The sequence below is a fragment of the Kribbella sp. NPDC050281 genome, assembly GCF_040655855.1.
Lineage (GTDB): Bacteria > Actinomycetota > Actinomycetes > Propionibacteriales > Kribbellaceae > Kribbella.
On sequence record NZ_JBFAKS010000004.1, the window covers coordinates 40,093 to 61,413 of the forward strand.

General features: G+C 68.4%; 13 protein-coding genes. 9 read left to right on the plus strand and 4 right to left on the minus strand.

The features are described 5' to 3' along the window. The first annotated feature begins 180 nt into the window (after positions 1 to 180). The 5 genes from AB0I34_RS06055 (at position 181) to AB0I34_RS06075 (ending at position 9,085) form a co-directional block, all read left to right on the plus strand. A complete protein-coding gene (locus tag AB0I34_RS06055; protein WP_360440167.1) occupies positions 181 to 1,581 on the plus strand; it encodes a glycoside hydrolase family 28 protein in 1,401 nt (466 codons plus the stop codon). A gap of 34 nt (positions 1,582 to 1,615) precedes the next feature. Next, positions 1,616 to 2,623, plus strand: a complete 1,008-nt coding sequence (locus AB0I34_RS06060; protein ID WP_360440170.1) for a LacI family DNA-binding transcriptional regulator — start codon at positions 1,616 to 1,618, stop codon at positions 2,621 to 2,623. Between the two features lie 97 nt (positions 2,624 to 2,720). Next, positions 2,721 to 4,838, plus strand: a complete 2,118-nt coding sequence (locus tag AB0I34_RS06065) for a beta-galactosidase (protein WP_360440173.1) — start codon at positions 2,721 to 2,723, stop codon at positions 4,836 to 4,838. After that, the gene (locus AB0I34_RS06070) at positions 4,835 to 7,894 is read left to right on the plus strand and encodes a glycoside hydrolase family 2 TIM barrel-domain containing protein (RefSeq protein WP_360440176.1); all 3,060 of its coding nucleotides are present in this window, start codon (positions 4,835 to 4,837) and stop codon (positions 7,892 to 7,894) included. The genes AB0I34_RS06065 and AB0I34_RS06070 overlap by 4 nt, the downstream gene beginning before the upstream one ends. 216 nt (positions 7,895 to 8,110) lie before the next feature. Then, the gene (locus AB0I34_RS06075) at positions 8,111 to 9,085 is read left to right on the plus strand and encodes a methyltransferase (RefSeq protein ID WP_360440179.1); all 975 of its coding nucleotides are present in this window, start codon (positions 8,111 to 8,113) and stop codon (positions 9,083 to 9,085) included. Here AB0I34_RS06075 and AB0I34_RS06080 read toward each other — a convergent pair. The 4 genes from AB0I34_RS06080 to AB0I34_RS06095 are packed head-to-tail and all read right to left on the minus strand — an operon-like array spanning position 9,072 to position 16,217. Then, positions 9,072 to 11,828 (minus strand): hypothetical protein, encoded by a 2,757-nt coding sequence (locus AB0I34_RS06080; RefSeq protein ID WP_360440182.1) that lies wholly within the window; start codon positions 11,826 to 11,828, stop codon positions 9,072 to 9,074. The genes AB0I34_RS06075 and AB0I34_RS06080 overlap by 14 nt on opposite strands. 30 nt (positions 11,829 to 11,858) lie before the next feature. Then, on the minus strand, positions 11,859 to 14,288 hold the full coding sequence (locus tag AB0I34_RS06085) for a glycoside hydrolase family 95 protein (protein ID WP_360440185.1): 2,430 nt from the start codon (positions 14,286 to 14,288) through the stop codon (positions 11,859 to 11,861). Next, positions 14,285 to 15,091, minus strand: coding sequence for an amidohydrolase family protein (locus tag AB0I34_RS06090; protein ID WP_360440188.1), 807 nt, complete (start codon positions 15,089 to 15,091; stop codon positions 14,285 to 14,287). Before AB0I34_RS06090 ends, AB0I34_RS06085 begins: the two co-directional genes overlap by 4 nt. Positions 15,092 to 15,098: 7 nt before the next feature. After that, positions 15,099 to 16,217, minus strand: coding sequence for a GntR family transcriptional regulator (locus AB0I34_RS06095; RefSeq protein WP_360440191.1), 1,119 nt, complete (start codon positions 16,215 to 16,217; stop codon positions 15,099 to 15,101). A 178-nt stretch (positions 16,218 to 16,395) separates the two neighbouring features. Between AB0I34_RS06095 and AB0I34_RS06100 the strand changes: the two genes are divergently transcribed. The 4 genes from AB0I34_RS06100 to AB0I34_RS06115 are packed head-to-tail and all read left to right on the plus strand — an operon-like array spanning position 16,396 to position 21,318. Beyond that, a complete protein-coding gene (locus AB0I34_RS06100) occupies positions 16,396 to 17,664 on the plus strand; it encodes an extracellular solute-binding protein (protein WP_360440194.1) in 1,269 nt (422 codons plus the stop codon). Further along, the gene (locus tag AB0I34_RS06105; RefSeq protein WP_360440197.1) at positions 17,661 to 18,530 is read left to right on the plus strand and encodes a sugar ABC transporter permease; all 870 of its coding nucleotides are present in this window, start codon (positions 17,661 to 17,663) and stop codon (positions 18,528 to 18,530) included. The genes AB0I34_RS06100 and AB0I34_RS06105 overlap by 4 nt, the downstream gene beginning before the upstream one ends. Beyond that, positions 18,527 to 19,405: a carbohydrate ABC transporter permease gene (locus tag AB0I34_RS06110; protein ID WP_360440200.1), complete on the plus strand. Its 879-nt coding sequence runs from the start codon at positions 18,527 to 18,529 to the stop codon at positions 19,403 to 19,405. Before AB0I34_RS06105 ends, AB0I34_RS06110 begins: the two co-directional genes overlap by 4 nt. Beyond that, positions 19,402 to 21,318 carry a hypothetical protein gene (locus AB0I34_RS06115; RefSeq protein WP_360440203.1) on the plus strand — a complete coding sequence of 639 codons (1,917 nt, stop codon included), beginning with the start codon at positions 19,402 to 19,404 and terminating at the stop codon, positions 21,316 to 21,318. The genes AB0I34_RS06110 and AB0I34_RS06115 overlap by 4 nt, the downstream gene beginning before the upstream one ends. Positions 21,319 to 21,321: the final 3 nt, after the last annotated feature.

A 21,321-nucleotide genomic window follows, 5' to 3' on the forward strand; every position in this document is an offset into this window, starting at 1 on the left:
GGCCTCCTCGAAAGGCAATGCCTCGAAAGGCATGCGGAATGCAAACGATTGCAACCGATCGTGCCGTCGTCGGCCCGTGGTGTCAACGGCTGGCGCGGACGAACTCTTGACCGGCCCGGAATCTCTTGGATACTTGCGGGCAAAGGTTTGCCTGCCCAGTTCGAACGGAAGGTGCCGCCCATGCATCCCACTCGCCGTCAGATCCTCGGCGCCGGCCTCGGCGGAGTAGTTGCTGCAGGCATCGGAGTTCCCGCACTCGCCTCTGACGCCGGTCCTGAGCAGGCTGTTCGGGCGCGGATCCGGCCGCCGCGATTCCGCGACGCGTGGTTTCCGATCACGTCGTACGGCGCGACACCGGCGGATGCCACCGCCGGGATCAATGCGGCGATCCGGGCCTGTCACGAGTCCGGCGGCGGCCATGTCCTCGTACCTCCGGGGGTCTGGCACACCGGAGCGATCCAGTTGCTGAGCCGGGTGGACCTGCATCTGCAGCGCGGTTCGACGCTCCGGTTCAGCACCGACCCGGCGGCCTACCTCCCCGTCGTCCGGACCCGGTGGCAGAGCGTGGAGGTCTACAACTACTCGTCGCTGATCCGGGCGGAGGGCCAGACCGACATCGGCATCACCGGTGCGGGTGTCCTCGACGGCGCCGGCGACAACGAACACTGGTGGTACCTGATCGGCAGTGGTCAGTACGGCTGGCACACCGGCCTGCCGAACCAGCGCGCCGACTGGGGCGAGCTGGAGCGGATGAACAACGAGCAGGTCCCGGTCGAGCAGCGCGTCTTCGGTGCCGGCCACTACCTCCGGCCGAGCTTCATCCAGCCCTTCCGGTGCACGAACGTGCTGATCGAGGGCGTGACCGTACTCAACTCGCCGATGTGGACGATCCATCCGCTGGAGTGCCACAACGTCACCGTGCAGGGCGTGACCGTGCGCAACCTCGGCCCGAACGGCGACGGCTGCAATCCGGAGTCGTGCACCGACGTCCTGATCCGCGACTGCACGTTCGAGACGCACGACGACTGCATCGCGATCAAGTCCGGCCGGGACGCGGACGGCCGGCGGCTCGGCCTGCCCTCGCGCGGGATCCTGATCGAGGACTGCACCTTCGTCAGCGGCGGTGCCGCGGTCGCGATCGGCAGCGAGATGAGCGGCGGGGTCGAGGACGTCTGGGTACGCCGCCTGCACATGCCGGCCGACCCGGCCGCGGAGGAGGCGTACGTCCAGTGGGTGCTGTGCGTGAAGTCGACCTCGACGCGCGGCGGGTACGTACGCAACGTGGACTTGTCCGGCGTCGACTCCCGCGCATGGATGTATCGTCCCCTCGAGATCACCTTCAGCTACCAGGGTGGTGGCGACCAGTCGCTGTTCCCCGACGTCCGCGACATCCGGTTCGACCGGGTCCGGGTGGCCCGGGCCGAACGGGCGTATCGCATGGTAGGAGCAGAGACGCAGCGGATTCGTTCCGTGGCGGTCACGAACAGCACGTTCGACCAGGTCGCTGCGGAAGCTGTCGTACAGTACGCCGACGATGTGACGATCCGGAACGTCTGGATCGCGGGCACGAGGGCGGGGTGACGAAACCCCGCCCCGCAGACGTGAGAGGTGAGTGGTGGCGGAGCGGGTTCGGCTGATCGACGTGGCGCGCGAGGCGGGCACGTCGGTGTCGACGGTGTCGCGGGCGCTGAACGGTTCCGACCTGATCTCTCCCGAGGTGGTCGCGCACGTGCGCGCGGTGGCCGGGGAACTGGGCTATCGCGCCGACAAGCGGGCGCAGGAGTTCAAGCTGGGCCGGCCGTTGACGGTCGGCGTGACCGTGCCGGACCTGACGAACCCGTTCTTCTCCGAGGTGCTCAAGGGCCTGGCGGCGTCGGCGCGGGCCGGCGGCTACCGGTTGCTGATCGGGGAGAGCGGTGAGGATCCGGCCGAGGAGCTGCGGCTGGTCGAGGAACTCGTCGACCACTCCGGTGCGCTCGTGCTCTGCAGTTCGCGCCTGACCCGCGCCGGTCTGGAGAAGGCGCTGGCCCTGCCGGTGCCGGTGGTGTGCATCAACCGGACCGTGAAGAACGCGGGCGCGGTCGCGATCGACTACCGGGCGGCGAGCCGGCTGCTGCTCGAACACCTCACCGGTCTAGGCCACCGCAGAGTCCTGTACGTCGGCGGTCCGGCGTCCTCGTGGTCCGACGGTGAACGACGCCGGACATTGCGTCGTACTGCGCGATCCCTCGATGTCACGCTGGACGAGATGGACGGCGGCTGGGCCGGGAACCACGGGTACGACGCCGGGCCGACCGTGCTGAGCAGTCGCGCGACCGCGGTGATCACGTTCAACGACCTGGTCGGCGTCGGGCTGCTCAGCTGGATGCACGACAACGACGTCGACGTTCCGGCCGAGTTGTCGGTCGCGTCGTACGACGACATCCCGATCGCCGCGTACGCACGGCCGCCGCTCACGTCGTTGCGGAATGAGCGGGCTCGGCTGGGGGAGTTGGCCTGGGAGCAGCTCGCCACGCGCCTCGCCGGGAACGACTGGCCGCGGCCGGACCTGCTCACCCCGGAGCTGGTGGTCCGGGCCAGCACCGGTCCGGCGCGTCGCCGGGCCAGGATCCGAACCAGCTGAACTCCCTGCAGGGGATTCCCTGTCTGGAATTCGCTGTGTTGGATTCGCTGTGTGCAAACGATTGCACGCGGATCGTGGCATGAGTTAGCGTCTACTCATGCTGCCGCCACGTGTTGTGCTCGGGACGGCCTACTACCCCGAATACCTGCCGCGGGAAGCCGGCAACCGGATCGGCACCGATCTGGATCTGATGGCGGCGGCCGGTATGACCGCCATCCGGGTCGGTGAGTCGGTCTGGTCGACCTGGGAACCACGCGATGGCGTGTTCGACCTCGAGTGGATCCTGCCGGTTCTCGACGCGGCCGGTGAGCGCGGGATCGATGTCGTACTGGGGACTCCGACGTACGCCGTACCGCCGTGGCTGCAGCGTGCTCATCCGGGGATCGCGGCTGAGCGCCGTACCGGGGAGCGGGTGCCGTGGGGTATCCGTCAGGAGGTCGACTTCGGGCAGCCGGCGTTCCGGTTCCACGCGGAGCGGGTGATCCGGCGAATCGTCGGGCGGTATCGCGACCATCCGGTCGTGATCGGCTACCAGGTCGACAACGAGCCCGGGGTGTTGCTCGCGCACAACTCGGCGGCGTTCTCCACGTTCGTTGCTCGCTTGCGGGCTACCTATGGCGAGGTCGAGGCGTTGAACGCGGCCTGGGGATTGACGTACTGGTCGCATCGGCTGAGCGACTGGTCCGAGCTGTGGCGGCCGGACGGGAACAGCACGCCGTCGTACGATCTGGCGTGGCGACGGTTCCAGGCGGAGCGGACGACCGAGTTCATCGGGTGGCAGGCGGAGTTGGTTCGGGAACTGCGGCGGCCGGAGCAGTTCGTGACCACTTGCCTGGCCTACGATCGGCCGGCGGTGGCCGACGTACCGCTGACGTCGCGGCTGGACGTTGCGGCGGGCAACATCTATGTCGACGTGCAGGATGGTCTGGAGCGGCCGGCTCGACCGTCGCGTCTCGAGCTGGGGTGGATCGGGCGGAGTGTCGCGGAGCTGTTTCTGGCCGCGGATCGCGTGCACGGGTCGCGTCGCGAGCCGTTCCTGGTCACCGAGACGAATGCGACGTCGATCGGTGGTTCGCATCAGAACCGGCCGCCGTACGACGGTCAGCTGCGGCAGCTCGCCTGGGCGTTCGTGGCGCGTGGCGCACGAATGGTCGAGTACTGGCATTGGCACTCGATCCACCACGGTGCGGAGACGTTCTGGGGCGGCATTCTCGGCCACGACCTGCAACCGGGCCGGGTGTACGACGAGATCGCGGTGATCGGGGACGAGTTGGCGCGAGCCGGATCGTCGGTCGTCGAGCTGCGGCCCGACGTGGATGTGGCTGTCGTGTGGTCGGTCGAGAGCGATTGGGCGCTCCACTTCCAGCCGCCACTCGCGCATCCGGGTGGCGCGCCGGACAGGTCGTCGTACCGGACGATCGTCAGCGCCTTCTACGCCGGCATCCTGGACGCCGGCCTACGCCCGGGCGTCCTGCCCAGCGAGCACCTTGGCGACGATCCCGCGGCCCTGGTCGCGCAGTACCCGACCCTCGTGGTCGCCGCCCTCTACATCGCGTCGGATCAACAACTGGAGTTCCTGCACGAGTACGCCCGAGCCGGCGGCCACCTGATCATCGGCCCACGCACAGGCTACGCAGATCCGGAGGCTCGCCCCCGGCCCGAGCCTGCCCCACCCCGGCTGTCCGAGCCGGCCGGCCTCCGTTACCAGGAATACGAAAACCTCGCCGAAGACCTACCGGTAAGCGGCCTCGAAGGACACGCCACGCGCTGGGCGGAGACACTGCTCGTCGACGACGCCGATCCGATCGCGTGGTTCACCCATCCCGCCGGAGCCCAACGACCGATCGTCACCACCAAACGCTGGGGAGAGGGTCGCGTGACCTACGTCGGCACTGTCCCAGACCCGGCTCTCGCAAGAGCGATCGCGGCCCTGCCCGCCCGCTCCCGTCCCGCCGACGGCGATGCCTCCCCTGTGCCCGCTACCTCCACCGACCGCGCCGCGGGCTCGCCGTGGAGTGGGGTGCCGGAGGCTGTGACTGCTTTGTCTGCGGTCAATGGAGTGGGAGAGCGGTTGTGGTTTGTGCACAACTGGTCCAGGACGGCGGTGGTTGTTGAGGCACCGGGGGAGATGGTTGATGTGTTGGGTGGGGGCTTGGTGGGGCGGGTCGAGTTGGGGGCCTGGGATGTTCGGGTGTTGCGGGAGGGGCCGGCATGACTCCGTACTACGAGGATTTGGCGCCGGGGAGTGGAGGCCGGGAGCCACGGACTTGGTTGAGGTCTTCGCGGCCGCGGGTGAGTCTCAACGGGCGGTGGGAGTTCAAGTTGTGGAGTGGTCCGGCTGAGGCGCCGGAAGATGTGATGCGGCCCGACGTGGACGTGGACTGGGACGAGTTGGAAGTCCCGGGCCATTGGGTGCTGCAAGGGCACGATCGGCCTCGGTACACGAACACCGCGTTCCCGTTTCCGATCGACCCGCCGCGGACGCCGGATGCGAACCCGACCGGCGACCACCGCCGCTGGTTCGACCTCCCGGACGACTGGCCCCGAGATGGTGCCGTGCTGCGCTTCGAAGGCGTCGACTCCTGCTTCAAGGTCTGGCTCAACGGGACCGAGGTCGGAACGGCGAAGGGCAGCCGGCTCCCGAGCGAGTTCGACGTCGGCGAGCAGCTGCAGCCCGGGCGGAACCTGCTGGTGGTGAGAGTGCACCAGTGGTCGTCGGGCAGCTACCTCGAGGACCAGGACATGTGGTGGCTGCCGGGAATCTTTCGCGACGTGACGCTACTCAGCCGACCGCTCATCGGCGACGTGTTCGTCCACGCCGACTACGACCACCTGACCGGCGCCGGCACGGTGCGAGTCGACGTCGAACCCTCGTCCGCGCAGATCACGATCCCGGAGCTCGGGCTCGAACTGCAACCAGCCGAGACCGTCACGATCCCACGCGTCGAGCCATGGACGGCCGAAGTACCGCGTCTGTACGACGCCCAGGTCGCAGTCGACGGCGAGACCGTGGAACTGCGGATCGGCTTCCGGACCGTCGCGATGACCGACGGGCTGCTCACAGTCAACGGGCAGCCGCTGTTCTTCCGCGGAGTGAACCGTCACGAGCACGACGAACGCCGCGGCCGGGCGATGACGGTCGAGGCGATGCGGCAGGACCTGGTGCTGATGAAGCAGCACAACCTCAACGCCGTCCGTACGGCGCACTATCCGCCGCATCCCGCCTTCCTCGACCTGTGCGACGAACTTGGGCTGTGGGTCATCGACGAGTGCGACATCGAGACCCACGGCTTCATCTACACCGACTGGCGCGGCAACCCGGCCAACGATCCGGACTGGGCGCCGATGATGCTGGACCGGATGCGCCGGATGGTGGAGCGCGACAAGAACCACCCGAGCGTCATCGTCTGGTCGCTGGCCAACGAAAGCCACCGCGGCCGGAACTTCGGCACACTCGCCGAGTGGACGCGCGAGCGCGATCCCGGGCGCGCGGTGTTCTACGAGCGGGACCGCAGCTACGAGTTCTCCGACTTCTACAGCCTGATGTACACGCCGCTCGAGGATCTCGAAGCGATCGGCACCCGGACCGAGGACGTGCCGCCGGAGACCGAGGACGACCCCGAGCTGGAGACCCGCCGCCGTGGGTTGCCGTTCCTGCTCGCGGAGTACGCCCATGCCATGGGCAACGGTCCTGGTGGGCTGGCCGACTACCAGCGCATCCTCGAGCGGTATCCGCGGCTGCAGGGCGGTTTCGTCTGGGAGTGGATCGACCACGGTCTGCTGTTGCCCGGAGCAACCGACCACGTGTACGGCGGCGACTTCGGCGAGCGCGTCCATGGCGCCAACTTCTGCATCGACGGTCTGCTGTTTCCCGACCGCACTCCTTCACCCGGGCTCACCGAGTACAAGAAGGTCATCGAGCCCGTTCGGATCACCGGCCCCGATCCGCTCACGATCCACAACCTCCGGACCTTCGCCACCCTCGACGACCTGGAGTTCGTGTGGTCGGAGGAGGTGGACGGTGAGGAAGTAGACGCCGGCCGCCTGGAGGTCCCCGAGGTCCAGGCAGGATCCACCGCCGACCTACGGTCACCGGTCGAGATGCAAGCCCCGGGTGGGCGCCGTGTGGACGGGGTGCCGGTGGTGGTGGCACCGGGTGGCGAGCGGTGGTTGACGGTGCGGGCGGTGCTGACGAAGGACGAGGCGTGGGCCGCCGCCGGACATGAGGTCGCTTGGGCCCAGTTCCGCCTGGACGACCGGAGTGCGGAGGCGCCGAGCCCGGCCCAGCCGGAGCGGCTCGTGCCGAGCGGGGTGCAGCCGGAGCGGGCTGTGGCGAGCGTGGTGCAGGAGCAGGTCGTGTTGGGCGGGGGTGGGGAGCGCATCGTGTCGGGCGGGGGTGGGGAGCGGATCGTCCTCGGGGTGGGGGAGTTCGAGCGGAGTACCGGTCGGCTGGTTCGGCTCGGCGGGATCGAGGTCGACGGGCCAGAGCTGGATTTGTGGCGGGCGCCGACGGACAACGACTGCGGACAGGGCGGGCGGAACGGCGTTGTGGGGGAGTGGCGAGCGGCGGGGTTGGATCGGTTGCTGCATCGGGTCGATCTGGTGGAGGTGGGCGAGGGGGAGCTCCTCGTCCGGACGTGGGTGGCGCCTGATGGGCTTGGAGTGGGTGTGCGGGCGACGTACCGGTGGACTCTCCACGATGCGTTGCGGCTAACGGTTGAGGTGGAGCCTGAGGGCGAGTGGAACGGTACGGCGGTGACGCCGCGGTGCGGGAGTTGGCCGCGGGTCGGAGTACGGATGGTGGTCCCGAGCAACCTGGACACAGTCCGATGGTTCGGAGGCGGGCCGGGAGAGGCGTACGCCGACAGTCGCGAGGCTGCCCGAGTCGGGCGGTACACAAGCACGGTCGACGAGTTGCAGACGCCGTACGTCGTACCGCAGGAGAACGGATCGCGGATCGACGTGCGCTGGGCAGAACTGACCGATGCCCAGGGCAACGGCCTGCGCGTTGAGGGGGCGCCGTACTTCCAGCTCACCGCCCGCCGGTGGACCACCGAGGATCTCGAACGCGCCCGCCACCGCTCCGACCTGACCTCGCGCGACCACGTCTACTTCAACCTCGACCTGGCCCAGAACGGCCTGGGCTCCGCGTCCTGCGGCCCACCCGCGACCCCACAACACACCCTCGAGCCAGGCCCTTACACCTTCACCCTGACGTTCCATCAATTCGGTCGCAGCCCCGACCACGCTGTGGGACGATCGGACGCATGATCATGAACTTCTTCCGACTGAGCTAGCTCCCCGCTGGCCAGTCCGAGGCTGTAGCGGTCGTGTTCGACACGACCGGCCCGAGGCCGGCGATGCGGGAGCGGACCACCTGGCCGCTCCTGACCGCTGACCGGGAGACCTTTCATGCGATCTGCGCGCAGAGTCGCGGCAGAATCGATCACTCAAGCCCTCCGCACCGGTTCGCAGCCGGTGGTACTCGTGCGAACCGTCACGGGCTTGGAGCAACTGGCGGCCGAGGAGTTGGCCGCGGCGAGCCACCGGGTGATCGACCTGTCCAAACGACAACTCATCGTCGAGCCCACCGCGGCGACGATCATCACCAGCCCACCACGCGTGGCCGACGACCTGTTCGTCGTGCAGGCCGCCGTTCCCGACCCGGGGCGCACCAAGCAGGATCTGGCAGCGGCCGTCACCGAAGCCTGCGCACAGCTGACTCACGATGCCGGGGACTTCGCGGTGACCGCATCGTCGCTGGGCCGGCGCAACTACAACCGGTTCGACATCGAGGACCTGGCCGGCGGCCTCATCCAGGAGCTGTCCGGCGCCTGGTACCACTCGCGCCGTACCGGCGAGTCTCCGCCGGTCGAGCGGACGGAGTGGCGGGTCATCCTCGACGGCAAGATGCTGTGGATCGGTGTCCGGCCGTACGACGTCCCGTTGCACCGCCGCGTCTGGCGCCGGCAGACGGTCACCGGCAGCCTGCATCCGCCGGTGGCCGCCGCGATGGCCCGGCTGGCACGCATCATCGCGGGGCACAGGGTCCTTGATCCGTTCTGCGGTGCGGGGACGCTGCTTCTCGAAGCACAGGCCATCGAGCCAGGAGCGACGTACCGCGGGATCGATCGGGAGGCGATCGCCGTCGCGGCCGCGCGGATGAACTCGCCGCGCGACTCTTCCATCCTCTGGCGCACCGGCGACGCGGCACGACTCGACGGTCCGGTGGATCGCATCCTCACGAATCCACCCTGGGATGTCCGGCTGGGGATCGGAAGCTTCGCGCCGTACCTGGTGCAATGGCGCGAGATCCTCGCGCCGGACGGTCTCGTGGTCGCGATCCTGAACCACCACCAGGCGGCCAGGATGATCGGGGATGCTGCCTGGCGGGTCATCGACGTGTACGACGTCGCTGTCGCCGGGCAGCATCCCCGGATCGTGGTGGCTACCGCGGCGTGACGAAGGTGATGTAGGTCGAGTTGCCCTTGTCAACGATGCCGGAGTTGGCCCCGAGCGCCACCTGCTCGGCGGGTACGTCGCGCTTGAACAGGATGAGCCGTTGATCGGTCGTGCCAACGGTCTCGCCGGTCCGAGTGAACGAGCTGAGCCATCCCGGCCACCAGTTGCCCTCGCCCCGTGGGTCGAAGGCGACGTACACAGTGGCCGGCTGGCTCAGATCCAGCGTGAGGTAGTCCGTAGGACCGGTCGCCTTCGAGTCATCGTTGGCGCCCGGTACCAACGCCTGCCCGGTCAGCTGCGCCGGCAGGTCGGTGATCGTGTAGCTGCGATCCACATAGATCGGCGCGCCGGTCTGAGCCTTCACGAGGTTCGACAGCTTTTCCGGCGTCCGCACACTGACCAGATCGCTGAGCAGCGGCGGCTCACTCGCAGGCACACCGAGCATCCGGTTGCCAACCGTCTTCACCGCGTCGGCCGGCGCACCGGTCAACGGCACGAACCGGTACGACGACAACGGCACCGCCACCCGCTCCACGACGTACGACGCGTGTGCAGCCACCGGGACCGTCAGGACGTCAGCAGTCGTCGGCGCCACGACAGCCCGGCCGTGATCATCGATCACACGCACCTGCTGACCCGGCCAAGGGTTGCGCACCCGAAGCGTGTCCTTGCTTCCGGCTTCGATCCCGACCAGGTTCGGTACGCCGCCGTGCACCTCGGTGCTGACCCGGTGACCGCCCTCGATCTGCACCGACCCGGACACGTCCCAGTCGCTCGGCCACGCCGGCGCGACGTCGACGACACCGTCGTACGACTGGACGAGCGCCTCCTGCAGACCGGTGGACACGACCCCGCCCCACTCGTTGTAGAAGCTGTGGTTCCGGACCGCCTCCTGGCCCGGGCGGTGGACGGTGAAGCCGTTCGGGTAGATCTGGAAGTCCGCAATCCCCTTCAGTAGCAGGCGTTTCACCTCATCCGATTGCCCCAGACGCGCGGCCCACGTGGCATCCATCCCCCAGTCCTTGTCCTGCGGGTAGACCCGTTGCCGGTACGTCGCCTGCATCAGACCAGAGGTCTCGTCGAACAGACCCCACGGCCACAGTGCCTCCATCTCCGGGTTCTGCGTGTTGTGGGCCTCTTCATCGGTGCCGGACCACGCGAGGACCTCCTCGCCACCACGCTGCACGGTCCGGAACGGCGGCAGCTTCCCGACCGCGTCACGCAGCTGACCGGCGAACGCGTCATCACCTCGCGCCGAGGCGAGGTCGGCGACGATCGGGAAGATCACCCGCATCCCGGCGAGGTCAGGTGTGGGGTCGTTGGTGTCCCATTGCACCTCGAGTGCGTTGACGTGCTCGAGATGCAGGTAACCGTCCTCACCAGGTGTCAGCGCCGACAGGTAGAAGTCCGCGACCTCCCGCATCAGCGGGTAGCTGCGGTCGAGCAGTGCCCGGTCACCGGTGTAGCGGTACTGCTGCCAGATGTTGTTCACCAGTTCGGCCCCGCTGCTGAGGATCCGGGTCGTGTAGTTCGGCTCGGACGTGTTGTCACAGCCGTCCGCGGTCCCGTCGTACCGCAGGAACTCGGGCACGCAGATCCCGCGCGCGCCGGTCCAGTGCGTGCGGGTCCACTCCTTCATCGCCGCGGCCTGGTCGAGATAGAAGTCGAAGTACGGCGCATTGAGATCGCCGACGCCCGCACCGAGATTCGCCGAGACGAGCATGCGCAGGTTGAAGTGCCAGTACGCATCCTGATCCCAGTCGGCCTGGTCCTGGGACGACGAGAACATCCGGACCACGGCGCCATGGGTGCTCGGAACCGGGCCACGCATCGACGCGGCCATCGTGTAGAGCTGCAGCGTACGGAGGTTCTCGACATACTCGCCGGTGCCGTCGGCTGACGTGATCCGCATCGGCGCCGCCTTGGCCCAGTAGTCATGCCACCAGGCGAGATGGTTGCTGTGCGACTCGACCACCGCGTGGCGAGCGGCCGCCTTCACATCCCCACCTTTGTACGACGGTACGCCGACGACGAGCCGGAAGCTGCCGTCACGATTGGGCCGGAAGGTGAGCCGGACCGTCAGCGGGTCGACCACGGTCGCGGACACGTCCCGGGCCCGCGCGGTCAGTGCGGCGACCGCACCGGTGACACCTCCGGATGCATCGTCTTTGAAGGTCTCTGCCAGCGCGGCGACCGCACCGGCCGCGCTGGTGGTCGGCGTACGACCCGGCCAGAGCTTGAGATCAGCGGTCTGAGTCTTACCGGGGTCGGCGCCGGTGACCTCGAGCACGAACTGGTCCGCGTCGGCGCGCACGTACGAGCGGGCCGACATCCCGCCACCGCTCTGGACGAGCTGGCCGTCGTACAACGCCAATCGGCCCTTGTAGTCGGACGCGCGCATCAGCGGATCGAGACCGGGTACGACGAGCCGGCCGGCGGACTTGAGATCGGGGAAGGTGTCGACCCGGTTGAGCTGGGCGCTGAAGCCCTTCTCGGCCCAGACCGCGGCGCCGAGGACGCCGTTGCCGAGTGGCATGGCCTGGTACGCACGCCAGGCCGGTCCTTCCTGGACGAGATCGGATCGTGCGACGAGGCCGGCCGGATCGGTGCGCAGGGCGCCGTCGTGCCAGGCGGTGGTCGGGCGGGGTTCGGTCTGGGGGATCGGGCCGGCCGCGGCGAGCGAACCGGCGCTGGTGGCGAGCAGCGTGACGAGTATGGGCAGGGTCCATCGACCAACGGGCATGCTGGAACCTTTCGGGGCGGTTGCGACAGGTCACGGGCGCGGCTCGACGAAGTAGTCGACGCCCCGCCGGGTGCGGAACTCGACGACGCCGTCCTCGGGTCGCGCGAAGGCGACCGGACCGGCGCTGGACTTCACGTCGACCTGTACGCCGGTGCGCAGCCGCAGCCGGTTGCCCAGCAGCGAATGAATGCGAGCCCGGGTGAGCTTGCCACCGGACCAGGACAGATCCAGGTCGAAGCCGCCGCGAGCCCGCAGACCGCGGATCCGTCCATCCGCAAAGGCGGCGGGCAGGCAGGGCAGGAGGGCGACCTCACCAGAGTGGCTTTGCATGAGCATCTCGGTGATACCGGAGATGCCGCCGAAGTTGCCGTCGATCTGGAACGGCGGGTGCAGGTCGAACAGGTTCGGCGCGGTGCGTCCGGGAGCGAGGAGTTGCGTGAGGTGCTTGTACGCGTTGTCCGCTTCGAGCAACCGGGCACGCAGGTTCAGCTTCCAGGCCAGCGACCAGCCGGCCGTGACCGCAGGACCGCGCAGTTCCAGCGACTTCCGCGCCGCGTCGGCGAGTTCCGGCGTACGTCGTGGGGTGACCTGGTCGCTCGGGAACACGGCCCACAGGTGTGAGACATGTCGACTCGTCTCCATCGCGGCCTCCTCCCAGTCGATCAGCCACTCCTGGATCTGGCCGAGGTAGCCGATCTGGATCGGTGCCAGCCGGGACCGTGCCTCGGCCACCTGCGCGGCCATCGCCGCATCCTTGCCGAGCAGTGCGGCGGCCTGGCCGAACACCTTGAACAGGTCGTGCAGGATCTCGGTGTCCATGGTCGGGCCCGCGCACATGCTCACGCCGACGTTGTCGTAGTCGTGATGCTTCAACTCGGGTGAGTGCGACGGACTGGTCACCAGCCAGCCCGTCTTGGCGTCGGTCTGCAACTGGTCCAGGAAGAACTCCACCGACCCACGCAGCACCGGGTAGTACCGCCGCAGCATCTCCAGGTCGCCGGTGTACTCGTAGCGCTCCCAGAAGAGCAGCGACAACCACGCACCACCGGTCGGCCAGACACCGTAGAACGCGAAGTCGACCGGAGCCGTGCCCCGCCAGCCATCGGTGTTGTGGTGCGCGACCCACCCGGGAGCGTCGTACATCGTCGCGGCCGTCCGGGCCCCGGACTCGGCGAGCTCGGAGATCATCTGGAACAGCGGATCCCAGCATTCCGCGAGGTTGGCCGGGCCGGCCGGCCAGTAGTTCATCTCGCAGTTGATGTTCAGCGTGAACTTCGACTGCCACTCCGGCAGCATCTTGTAGCTCCAGATGCCTTGGAGGTTGGCCGGTTGCCCCGGGCTGCGTGAGCTGGAGATCAGCAGATACCGGCCGAACTGGTAGTACAACGCGGCCAGTTGCGGGTCACCGCCGTCGCGGAATGCCTGTACCCGTTGGTCGGTCGGCAGCGCGACCGCGTCCGACGTACCGAGATCGATGTCCAGGCGCCCGAACAGCCGGCGGTAGTCCTCGACGTGGTCGTGCCGCAGCCGCCCGTACGCCGGACGCTCCTCGGGCAACGGCGCTGCGGCGCGCGCCACCTGGTCGGCGCTGACGTCCTGGTAGTTGCGGTAGCTGGTGCCGACCGAGAAGACCAGTGTGACCGCGTCCGCTCCGACGACCGAGAGTTTGCCGTCGGCAACAGTCGTCGAACCGCCCTCGGCGAAGCCGCGGAGGAGCGCGCAGAACTTGACCGAGCCGGTCAGGCCCTCGGCGTCGCCGCTGATGCCGTTGAGTGCCAGCGTGCGGTCGTCGAAGCGGTCGGCGGTTGCGGCCTGTTCGGTGCTGAAGGTTGCGTCGAAGGTGAGCATGGCGCGTGTGTCCGCTGTCAAACGCATCACCAGGACTTGCGCCGGATGACTGACGAAGACCTCGCGCGTGTAGCGGACGCCGGCGTGGACGTAGGTGACGGAGGTGATCGCGGTGGTCAGGTCAAGGTCGCGTCGATAGGAGGAGACACCGGTGTCGGTGATCCCGGGGAAGGTCAGCGTCAGGTTGCCGACCGGCTGGTACTGCATCTGCTCGGTCGGGCGGCCCATGAAGTGCTCGTCGGCGAGGTTCTGCGCGTCGAGGTACTTCTCCTCGGCGATCAACCGGCGGATCTCCGGCAGTACCTCGCGCCCGACCGGGTCGTCGTACTGGTGCGGACCGCCGGCCCAGATCGAGTCCTCGTTGAGTTGTAGTTGTTCGGTCGCGGTCCCGCCGTACACCATCGCGCCGAGCCGGCCGTTGCCGACGGCAAGCGCTTGGAGCCATTCGGTGGCGGGCTGGGTGTACCAGAGTTTCAGTGGATTGGTGTCGCTGCCAGGAGTCGGCGAGGCGGCAGCGGCGGTGAGTGGATCGGTCAGTGAGCCGGCGACGACAGCGGTGCCGGCCGCGGCGCCGGCGGTCCGCAGGACCTGGCGTCGGGTGTATTCGGTCATGGGGCGGTCTCCCTGGGGCGGTAGGTGCGCTGGGCGGTGCCGCGGAACACGTCGTTGTGCGTGGCGGAGGGGAGCAAGTCAGCGGTACGGCGGACAACCTCGGAACGGCCGGCCGAGAGTGTGCACACGGGCCAGTCCGAACCGAACATCAACCGGTCGCTGCCGAAGAGGTCGAGGGCCACGTCGACGAGCTCGGCGAGGTCGTCGGGCGGTAGGTGGGCGGTGCCGGAGAGCTTCACGGTCACGTTCGGGCACTCGGCGAGAGCTTGGAGGCCGGTGCGCCAGGTGGCCGAGGTGGTCGTGGGGTTGCCGAGGTGGTCGAGCACCAGGCGTGCCTCGGGTACGACGGAAGCGAGTCGGGCGGCGCCGATCAGGGCGGGTGGGCGGAGGAGGAGGTCGATGGCGAGACCGGCGTCGGTGGCGGCTCGCACCCCGCGGACGTGGGCGGGATCGGTCAGGGCGTCGGGATCGGTCTGGTCGGCCGGTGGGCTCCGGATGCCGACCAGCCGGGGGTCGCCCGGCAGATCGGACGGCAGGTTGCGGAGGTCGAACCACCCGACGACGCCGGCGACCGAAGGTGTGGTGGCCGCGAGATCGAGCAGGTCCTGGACCTCGGCCGGGTCGGCGTCGGCCTGGACGAGTACCAGGCCGGGAAGCCGGTCGTCGGACTGGCCGGGTGGCCGGTCGGCGGACAGATCGGATGACCGGTCGGCGGACAGGTCGGCGAGAGTGAAGTCGCGGCGGAGGGGATGACCAGCGGGCAGCCAGGGGAGGGCGCGCCGTGCGGTGTCCCACACGTGCACGTGGGCATCAATCATGGCGGCCGGCGGGTCTGGTGATGGAGCTCTCGCCGCGGGCGTGGGCGGAGAAGAGGCGGGCGGAGTCCTCGGGGTCGGTGCCGGACAGTACCTCGATCAGGTCGAGGTGCCGCCGCGCCATCAGGCCCCAGTCGCCGGCGTACATGGCGTTGGAGACCACCTGCAGGTTCCACAGGGCGGGCTCGAGGGTGCGCCAGACGCGCAGCAGCATCGAGTTGCCGCTGGTCGCCAGGACCTGCCGGTGGAAGCGCAGGTCGGCCTCCCGGAACGCGCCGATGTCGTGGTGGTCGGCGGCGTCGGTCATCCGCTGCACCTCGATCCGCAGCAGGTCCAGTTCCGCCTGCGGGACGTTCCCGGTCGCACGCCGGGCCGCCGCACTCTCCAGCAGCACCCGGACCTCGCGCGCCTCGCGGGCCTCGACCTGCGAGATCTCGGTGACGAAGTTCCCCAGCCGCGGCCGGTACGTCACCAGTCCCTCGTGGGCGAGGCGCCGTACGGCCTCCCGGGCGGGTGTCTGGCTGGTTCCGAGGACTCGGGCGATCTCGGACTCGACCACACGCATGCCAGGGGCCAGTTCGCCGGACAGGATCCAGCCGCGGATCGCCTCGTAGACGCGGTCGGACAGCAGTTCGTTCTCACTCGACGGCGGAGGAGCCGGTTGCGTCGCGTGCAACGCCAGCCCGCCGCCGCCGGTGCGATGCCGGTGCAACTCCTCGCGGCGACGGCGCGAGACCGTCGACTGCGAGACGCCGTACGTCGCCGCGATTTCGCGCGTCGAGGGCAGGTGTCCGGAATCGGCCATCGATGTTGTCGCCACCGCACCGAGCTGGATCCGGTCGACCATCCGGGGCCGGCCGCTGCGCATGCCGTCGTCGAGACCGGCCATCCCCATCCGCAGGAACCGCCGCCGCCACTTGCCGACCGTGCCCGGAGTGACCGCGAGCAGGTCCGCGACGTCCTTGTTCGACTCGCCCTCCGCGCAGGCGAGCACGATCCGGCTGCGCAGGCGCATCGCTGCGCTGGTCTGGGGACCGGAGGCAAGATGGGTCAGCGCGGCCCGCTCGGCCGACGACAGGGTCAGCGGCGACTTGGGTCTTCCGGCATCGGGCATGGCTGCATGGTGACCCGGCTCACGTCGTTCTGTCGACCCCATATGGCATGGACTTCTGACTCAGAACGTCCAGTTTGCCGTTTATACGTTGACACTTGAGCGCGGTCCTCTGCATCGTCACTCGATAACGACGCCCCGGCCGCCCCCGATGCCGGGTTGATCTGAGGAGGACCCGGAAATGGCTCGTTCGGTTCGGCGGAAGCTCGGTGTGCTGACGTCTGTCGTGATCCTGGTGGGCGCGGCAGGCTGCGGTGGTGGCGGGTTCGATGACGAGGGTTCGGCCGGTGCCGCCACCGGTGAGGTACGGATGCTGGTGAACATCACCCCCAACCTGACCAAGGGGTACTGGGAGGGACTGGTCAAGCCGTTCGAGGACGCCAACCCCGGCGTCGACGTGAAGATCGAGGCGCCGACGGGCTCGGGCGTGAAGGATTCGCTGCCGCAGCTGCTCGCGGCCGGAAACGCTCCGGACGTGGTCGAGACGCTGATGGCGGACAAGGTGCTCGCGCCGCAGATGCTCGAGCTGACCGACCAGGCCTGGACCAAGGACACGCCGCTGGCGCAGCAGGCAGCGCTGGACGGCAAGGTCTACACCGTCGGCGTCGGCCAGCAGGCGCAGTCGCTGGTCTTCTACAACAAGGACGCGTTCACCAAGGCCGGTATCGCCTCGCCGCCCAAGGACCTCGACGAGCTGACCGCCGCGATGGGCAAGCTGAAGGCCGCGGGCTACCTGCCGCTGCAGACGGCCGGCGACTACGTGACCGGATTGCAGCTGCTGCAGCTCAGCGACCCGTCGATCGCCACCAAGCACCCGGACTGGTACCAGCAGGTCGGGTCCAAGCAGCTCGGCGTCGGCCAGAGCATGCTCCCACTGCTGCAGCGCTACGAGTCCTGGATCAAAAGCGGGTACGTCGACAAGAACGTGCTCGGCCTCGACGACGTGAACGCGCAGACCAACTTCCTCACCGGCAAGTCCGCGATGTACATCATGGGCAGCTGGTTCGTCCGCACCGCGGAGAGCCAGAAGCCCACCTTCGACCTGGGCGTGTTCGCCGCGCCGACCGAGGCCGGCCAGCCGTACCCGGGTCCACAGGGCGTGACGATGGCCGCGCCGTACATGGTGCTGAAGTCGACCAAGCAGCGTGACCTCTCGGTGAAGCTGGTCCAGTTCCTGGTCACCGATCAAGCCGCCGTACAGAGTCAGCTGGCCCAGGACGGCAACTTCCGGAAGGGCTTCACCGACAAGCTGACTCCGCTCGGCCAGCAGGTCCAGGACATCCTCGACCAGGCGCCGAAGGGCGTCGCCCAGGGCGAGGGGTACGGCGCCAACACCCTGCCGTCAGGCTTCAACGGCGAATGGAACAAGGCGGTCCAGAGCCTCTACACCGGTAAGAGCGCCAAGGACGTGGCCACCCGCATCGACAGCTGGATGGGGTCGAAGTCGTGAGAGCGCGACTGACCACGATGAGTATGGTCGGTCCCGCCCTGGTGCTGTTCGTCGTCATGCTCGTCGTCCCGGTCTGCCTCTCGGTCTACCTGAGCCTGACCGACTGGAACGGGTACAGCGCGAACCCGGTGGTGGTCGGCCTGCGCAACTACCTCGACCTCGCGCAGAGCGAGGAGGCGCTCCGCGCCGGTTGGGTCACGCTCGTGATCGCCGCGGTCGGCACCGTCCTCCTGAGCGTGCTCGGTCTCGGCTTCGCCCTGCTGGTGAACGGCGCGTCCCGGCTCAACTCGTTCTTCCGCGTGATCCTCTTCTATCCCCACGTGCTCAGTGCCTTGGTCGTCGGGTTCTTGTGGAGCGCGGTCCTCGGTACGTCGGGTGTGGTGAACGGCTGGCTCACCACCAAGGGCGCTGAGGTGATGCCGTTCCTGTCCAACCCGAACTGGGCGCTCGCGAGTCTCATCGGCGTACTGGTGTGGGCGGGGTTCGGAGTGAACGTCGTGCTCTACCTGGCGGGTCTGCAGACGGTGTCGAAGGATCTGCTCGAGTCCGCCCGGATCGATGGTGCGTCGGCGCGGCAGACGTTCCGCAACGTCACGCTGCCGGCGCTCGCGCCGGTGGTCACCGTGAACCTCGTGCTGTCGCTGGTCACGCTGCTGAAGACGTACGACCTGGTCGTGTCGCTGACCGGTGGTGGTCCGGCCGGTTCGACGCAGACGGCGGCGTACCTGATCCTGTGGGATTCGTTCCACAACAACGCGCTCGGGTTCGGGTCGGCGCAGAGCGTCGTGCTGATGATCGTCACCGCCGGACTCGCCCTGACGGTCGCGCGGCTGCGATCCAGGGCCGATCAGGGGGTGAAGGGATGAGCGCCATTCGCATGCCTCGGGTGGCGACGCTGCAGTTCAAGCCGATGCGCACCAAGGGCGCCGGCCGGATCGCGTTCCTGGTCGTGATCAGCGTGCTGATGCTGGTGCCGATGTACCTGCTCGTGGTCAGCGCGTTCAAGTCGCAGCAGGACATCCTGGCCCACCCCTTCTCGTTGTCGCCCGACCAACTGACGACGCAGTACCTGCAGAAGGCGTGGACGAACCCGGACTTCAACATCCTCAAGGGGTACGCCGTCACCGCGCTGTTCGTGGTCTCGGTGAACGTCCTGTCCGTCGCGCTGGCCGGCCCGGTCTCGTACGTGATCGCGCGTCGCAGTGAACGCCGCTACCGGATGCTCCTGCTGCTGTTCGTGGCCGGCACGTTCATCCCGAGCCAGGTGCTGGTCATCCCGGTCGTCTACACGCTGAAGTTCCTCGGGCTGATGGGGACCATCCCGGGGTTCGTGCTGTTCGAGACGACGCTGACATTGCCGTTCTCGATCTTCCTGTACGCCGGCTACATCATGACGATCCCGGCCAGCCTGGACGAGGCCGCCGCGGTGGACGGAGCCGGCAAGCACCGGATCTTCTGGTCGATCGTGTTCCCGCTGATGAAGCCGGCAGTCGTGACGATGGTCATCCTGAACACCTTCTCGGTGTGGAACGACTTCGTGAACCCGCAGATCATCCTCGGCCCCGGCAGCGGTCTCTACACCGTCACCACCGGTGTGTACGCCGCGGTGAGCCAGTACTCGACCGACTACACGGTCGTGTTCCCGACGCTGCTGCTCGCGGTGGCTCCGTTGCTGGTGGTCTTCGTGCTGCTGCAGCGGCACGTGATCAGCGGCCTGACCGCGGGGGCGACCAAGGGATGACCGAACCGATTGTTGCCGAGACCCCCATCGGCACCCCGCCCGCGTGGGCGATCATGCAGCGCCGCCTGTTCGACGTGATGGACGAGGGCTGGTGGCTGTTCCGCGAGCGGTACTGCCTGCCCGACGGCAGCCTGCGCTACGCCGGACCGGTACAGAGCCGCGACGGCGCGGACGACTTCTACGAGGCGTTCGTGAACTGGCCCGTGCTCTACCAGCTCGGCGGTGCGGACGACCTGATCGACGTGGCCAAGTGGCACTGGGAGGGCGTCACCCGCCAGCTCACCGACCTGGGCTTCCTGGTCGACGAGTTCGAGCGCGGTTACGACTGGTTCCATATCGGCGAGTCGATGATCTTCTTCTACGCCTTGTGTGCGGCCGATCCCGGCGACGAGGTGTTCCGCGAGCGGGCGTACCGGTTCGCGGAGCTCTACCTGCCCGGCTCACCGGCGGGCAACTACGACCCGGCGACGCGCACGATCCGCGCACCGCACAACGGCGGTGGTGGTCCGCGCTGGGGCATCAACGACGAGTGGCGTTCGTACGGCGCCGACCTGACGAACATGCGCATCTTCGGGCTGCCGCTGTCCGGCGTACCGGGGATCACCAGTTGGGACGACCTGAAGGATCCGGCGAACGCGGACCTGATGGGCGCGGAGATGATCCGCCGCCAAGGTGCGGGCGACACCGCGGTCAACCTGGCCGCCACCACCCTGACCGCGAACGCGTGGCTCTACGACCACAACGACCGGTTCGCCGCGTGGACACTGGAGTACCTCGACGCCTGGCAGGAAAGGGCTGCAGCCAACGGCGGACTCGTCCCGGACAACGTCGGGCCGAGCGGGATCGTCGGCGAGTTGCACGACGGCCGCTGGTACGGCGGCAACTACGGCTGGAACTGGCCGCACGGTGTCTACAGCGTCGGCTCGGCCGCCTGCATCGCAGCACTGAACGGCGCGGTGCTGACCGGGGACTCCAAGCGGCTCGACATCGCCAGGCACCTGCTCGACCACCTGTACGAGCGCGGCGTCACGGGCGCGGTCGACGAGACCGAGCTGAGTATCCGGGACCGCTGGCAGGCCGAGCTCGGCGACGACTGCGCCAAGCCGACCCTGCTGATCCCGAATCGGCACGGAGACGACGGCTGGTTCGACTACCAGCCGCCGCAGCTGGGGTTGCCGATCTGGTTGTGGCAGGCAGCGTTCGAGTCCTCGGACCGCGATCGGCTGCGGCAGCTCAGGGAGCGCAGCGGCTACGACTGGCGAACCGTCCGCGACTTCCGCAACAAGGAGGACGCCGGGCACGAAGCGCCCTGGCTGGCCTACCTCGACGGGGACAACCCCGGGTACCCGGAGGCGATGCTGGGTGTCGCGCTGTCGCAGGTACAGCGCCGGATGGATCTGATGGCTGTCGACACCACTGACCCGGCCGACCTGAACATCCATCACTGGCAGCGGCACAACCCGGTCGCGACCGAAGCCCTGTTGCAGTTGACCACAGGCACACCGCAACTCCTGTACAACGGTGGTCTGCTGCCGCTCCGGGTCCTGTACCTCGACCCCGATCGCGGGCGTCCCGGTCTACCGGCCGACGTCGCCGCACTGGTCGACACGGTCGAGCCGGACCGGACCTGCCTGCAGTTGGTCAACCTGTCCGCGACCCAGACCCGTCGCGTGATCATCCAGGCCGGCAGCTTCGGCACCGACCGGATCGACGAGGCCACCGTGTCCACCGCGACGGGCGAGTACCCCGGACCGTCCCCGGCGTACACCTCCCCGCCACCGACTCCGGGCACCCGCACGGTCGTTGTCGGCAGCAACAGACTCGAAGTGACGATGCCGCCGGGCCGGACCATCAGGCTCGAGCTCCGGCTGACCAGAAACACCTACCGCGCCGCACACCTGGCGCTTTCCTGAGGA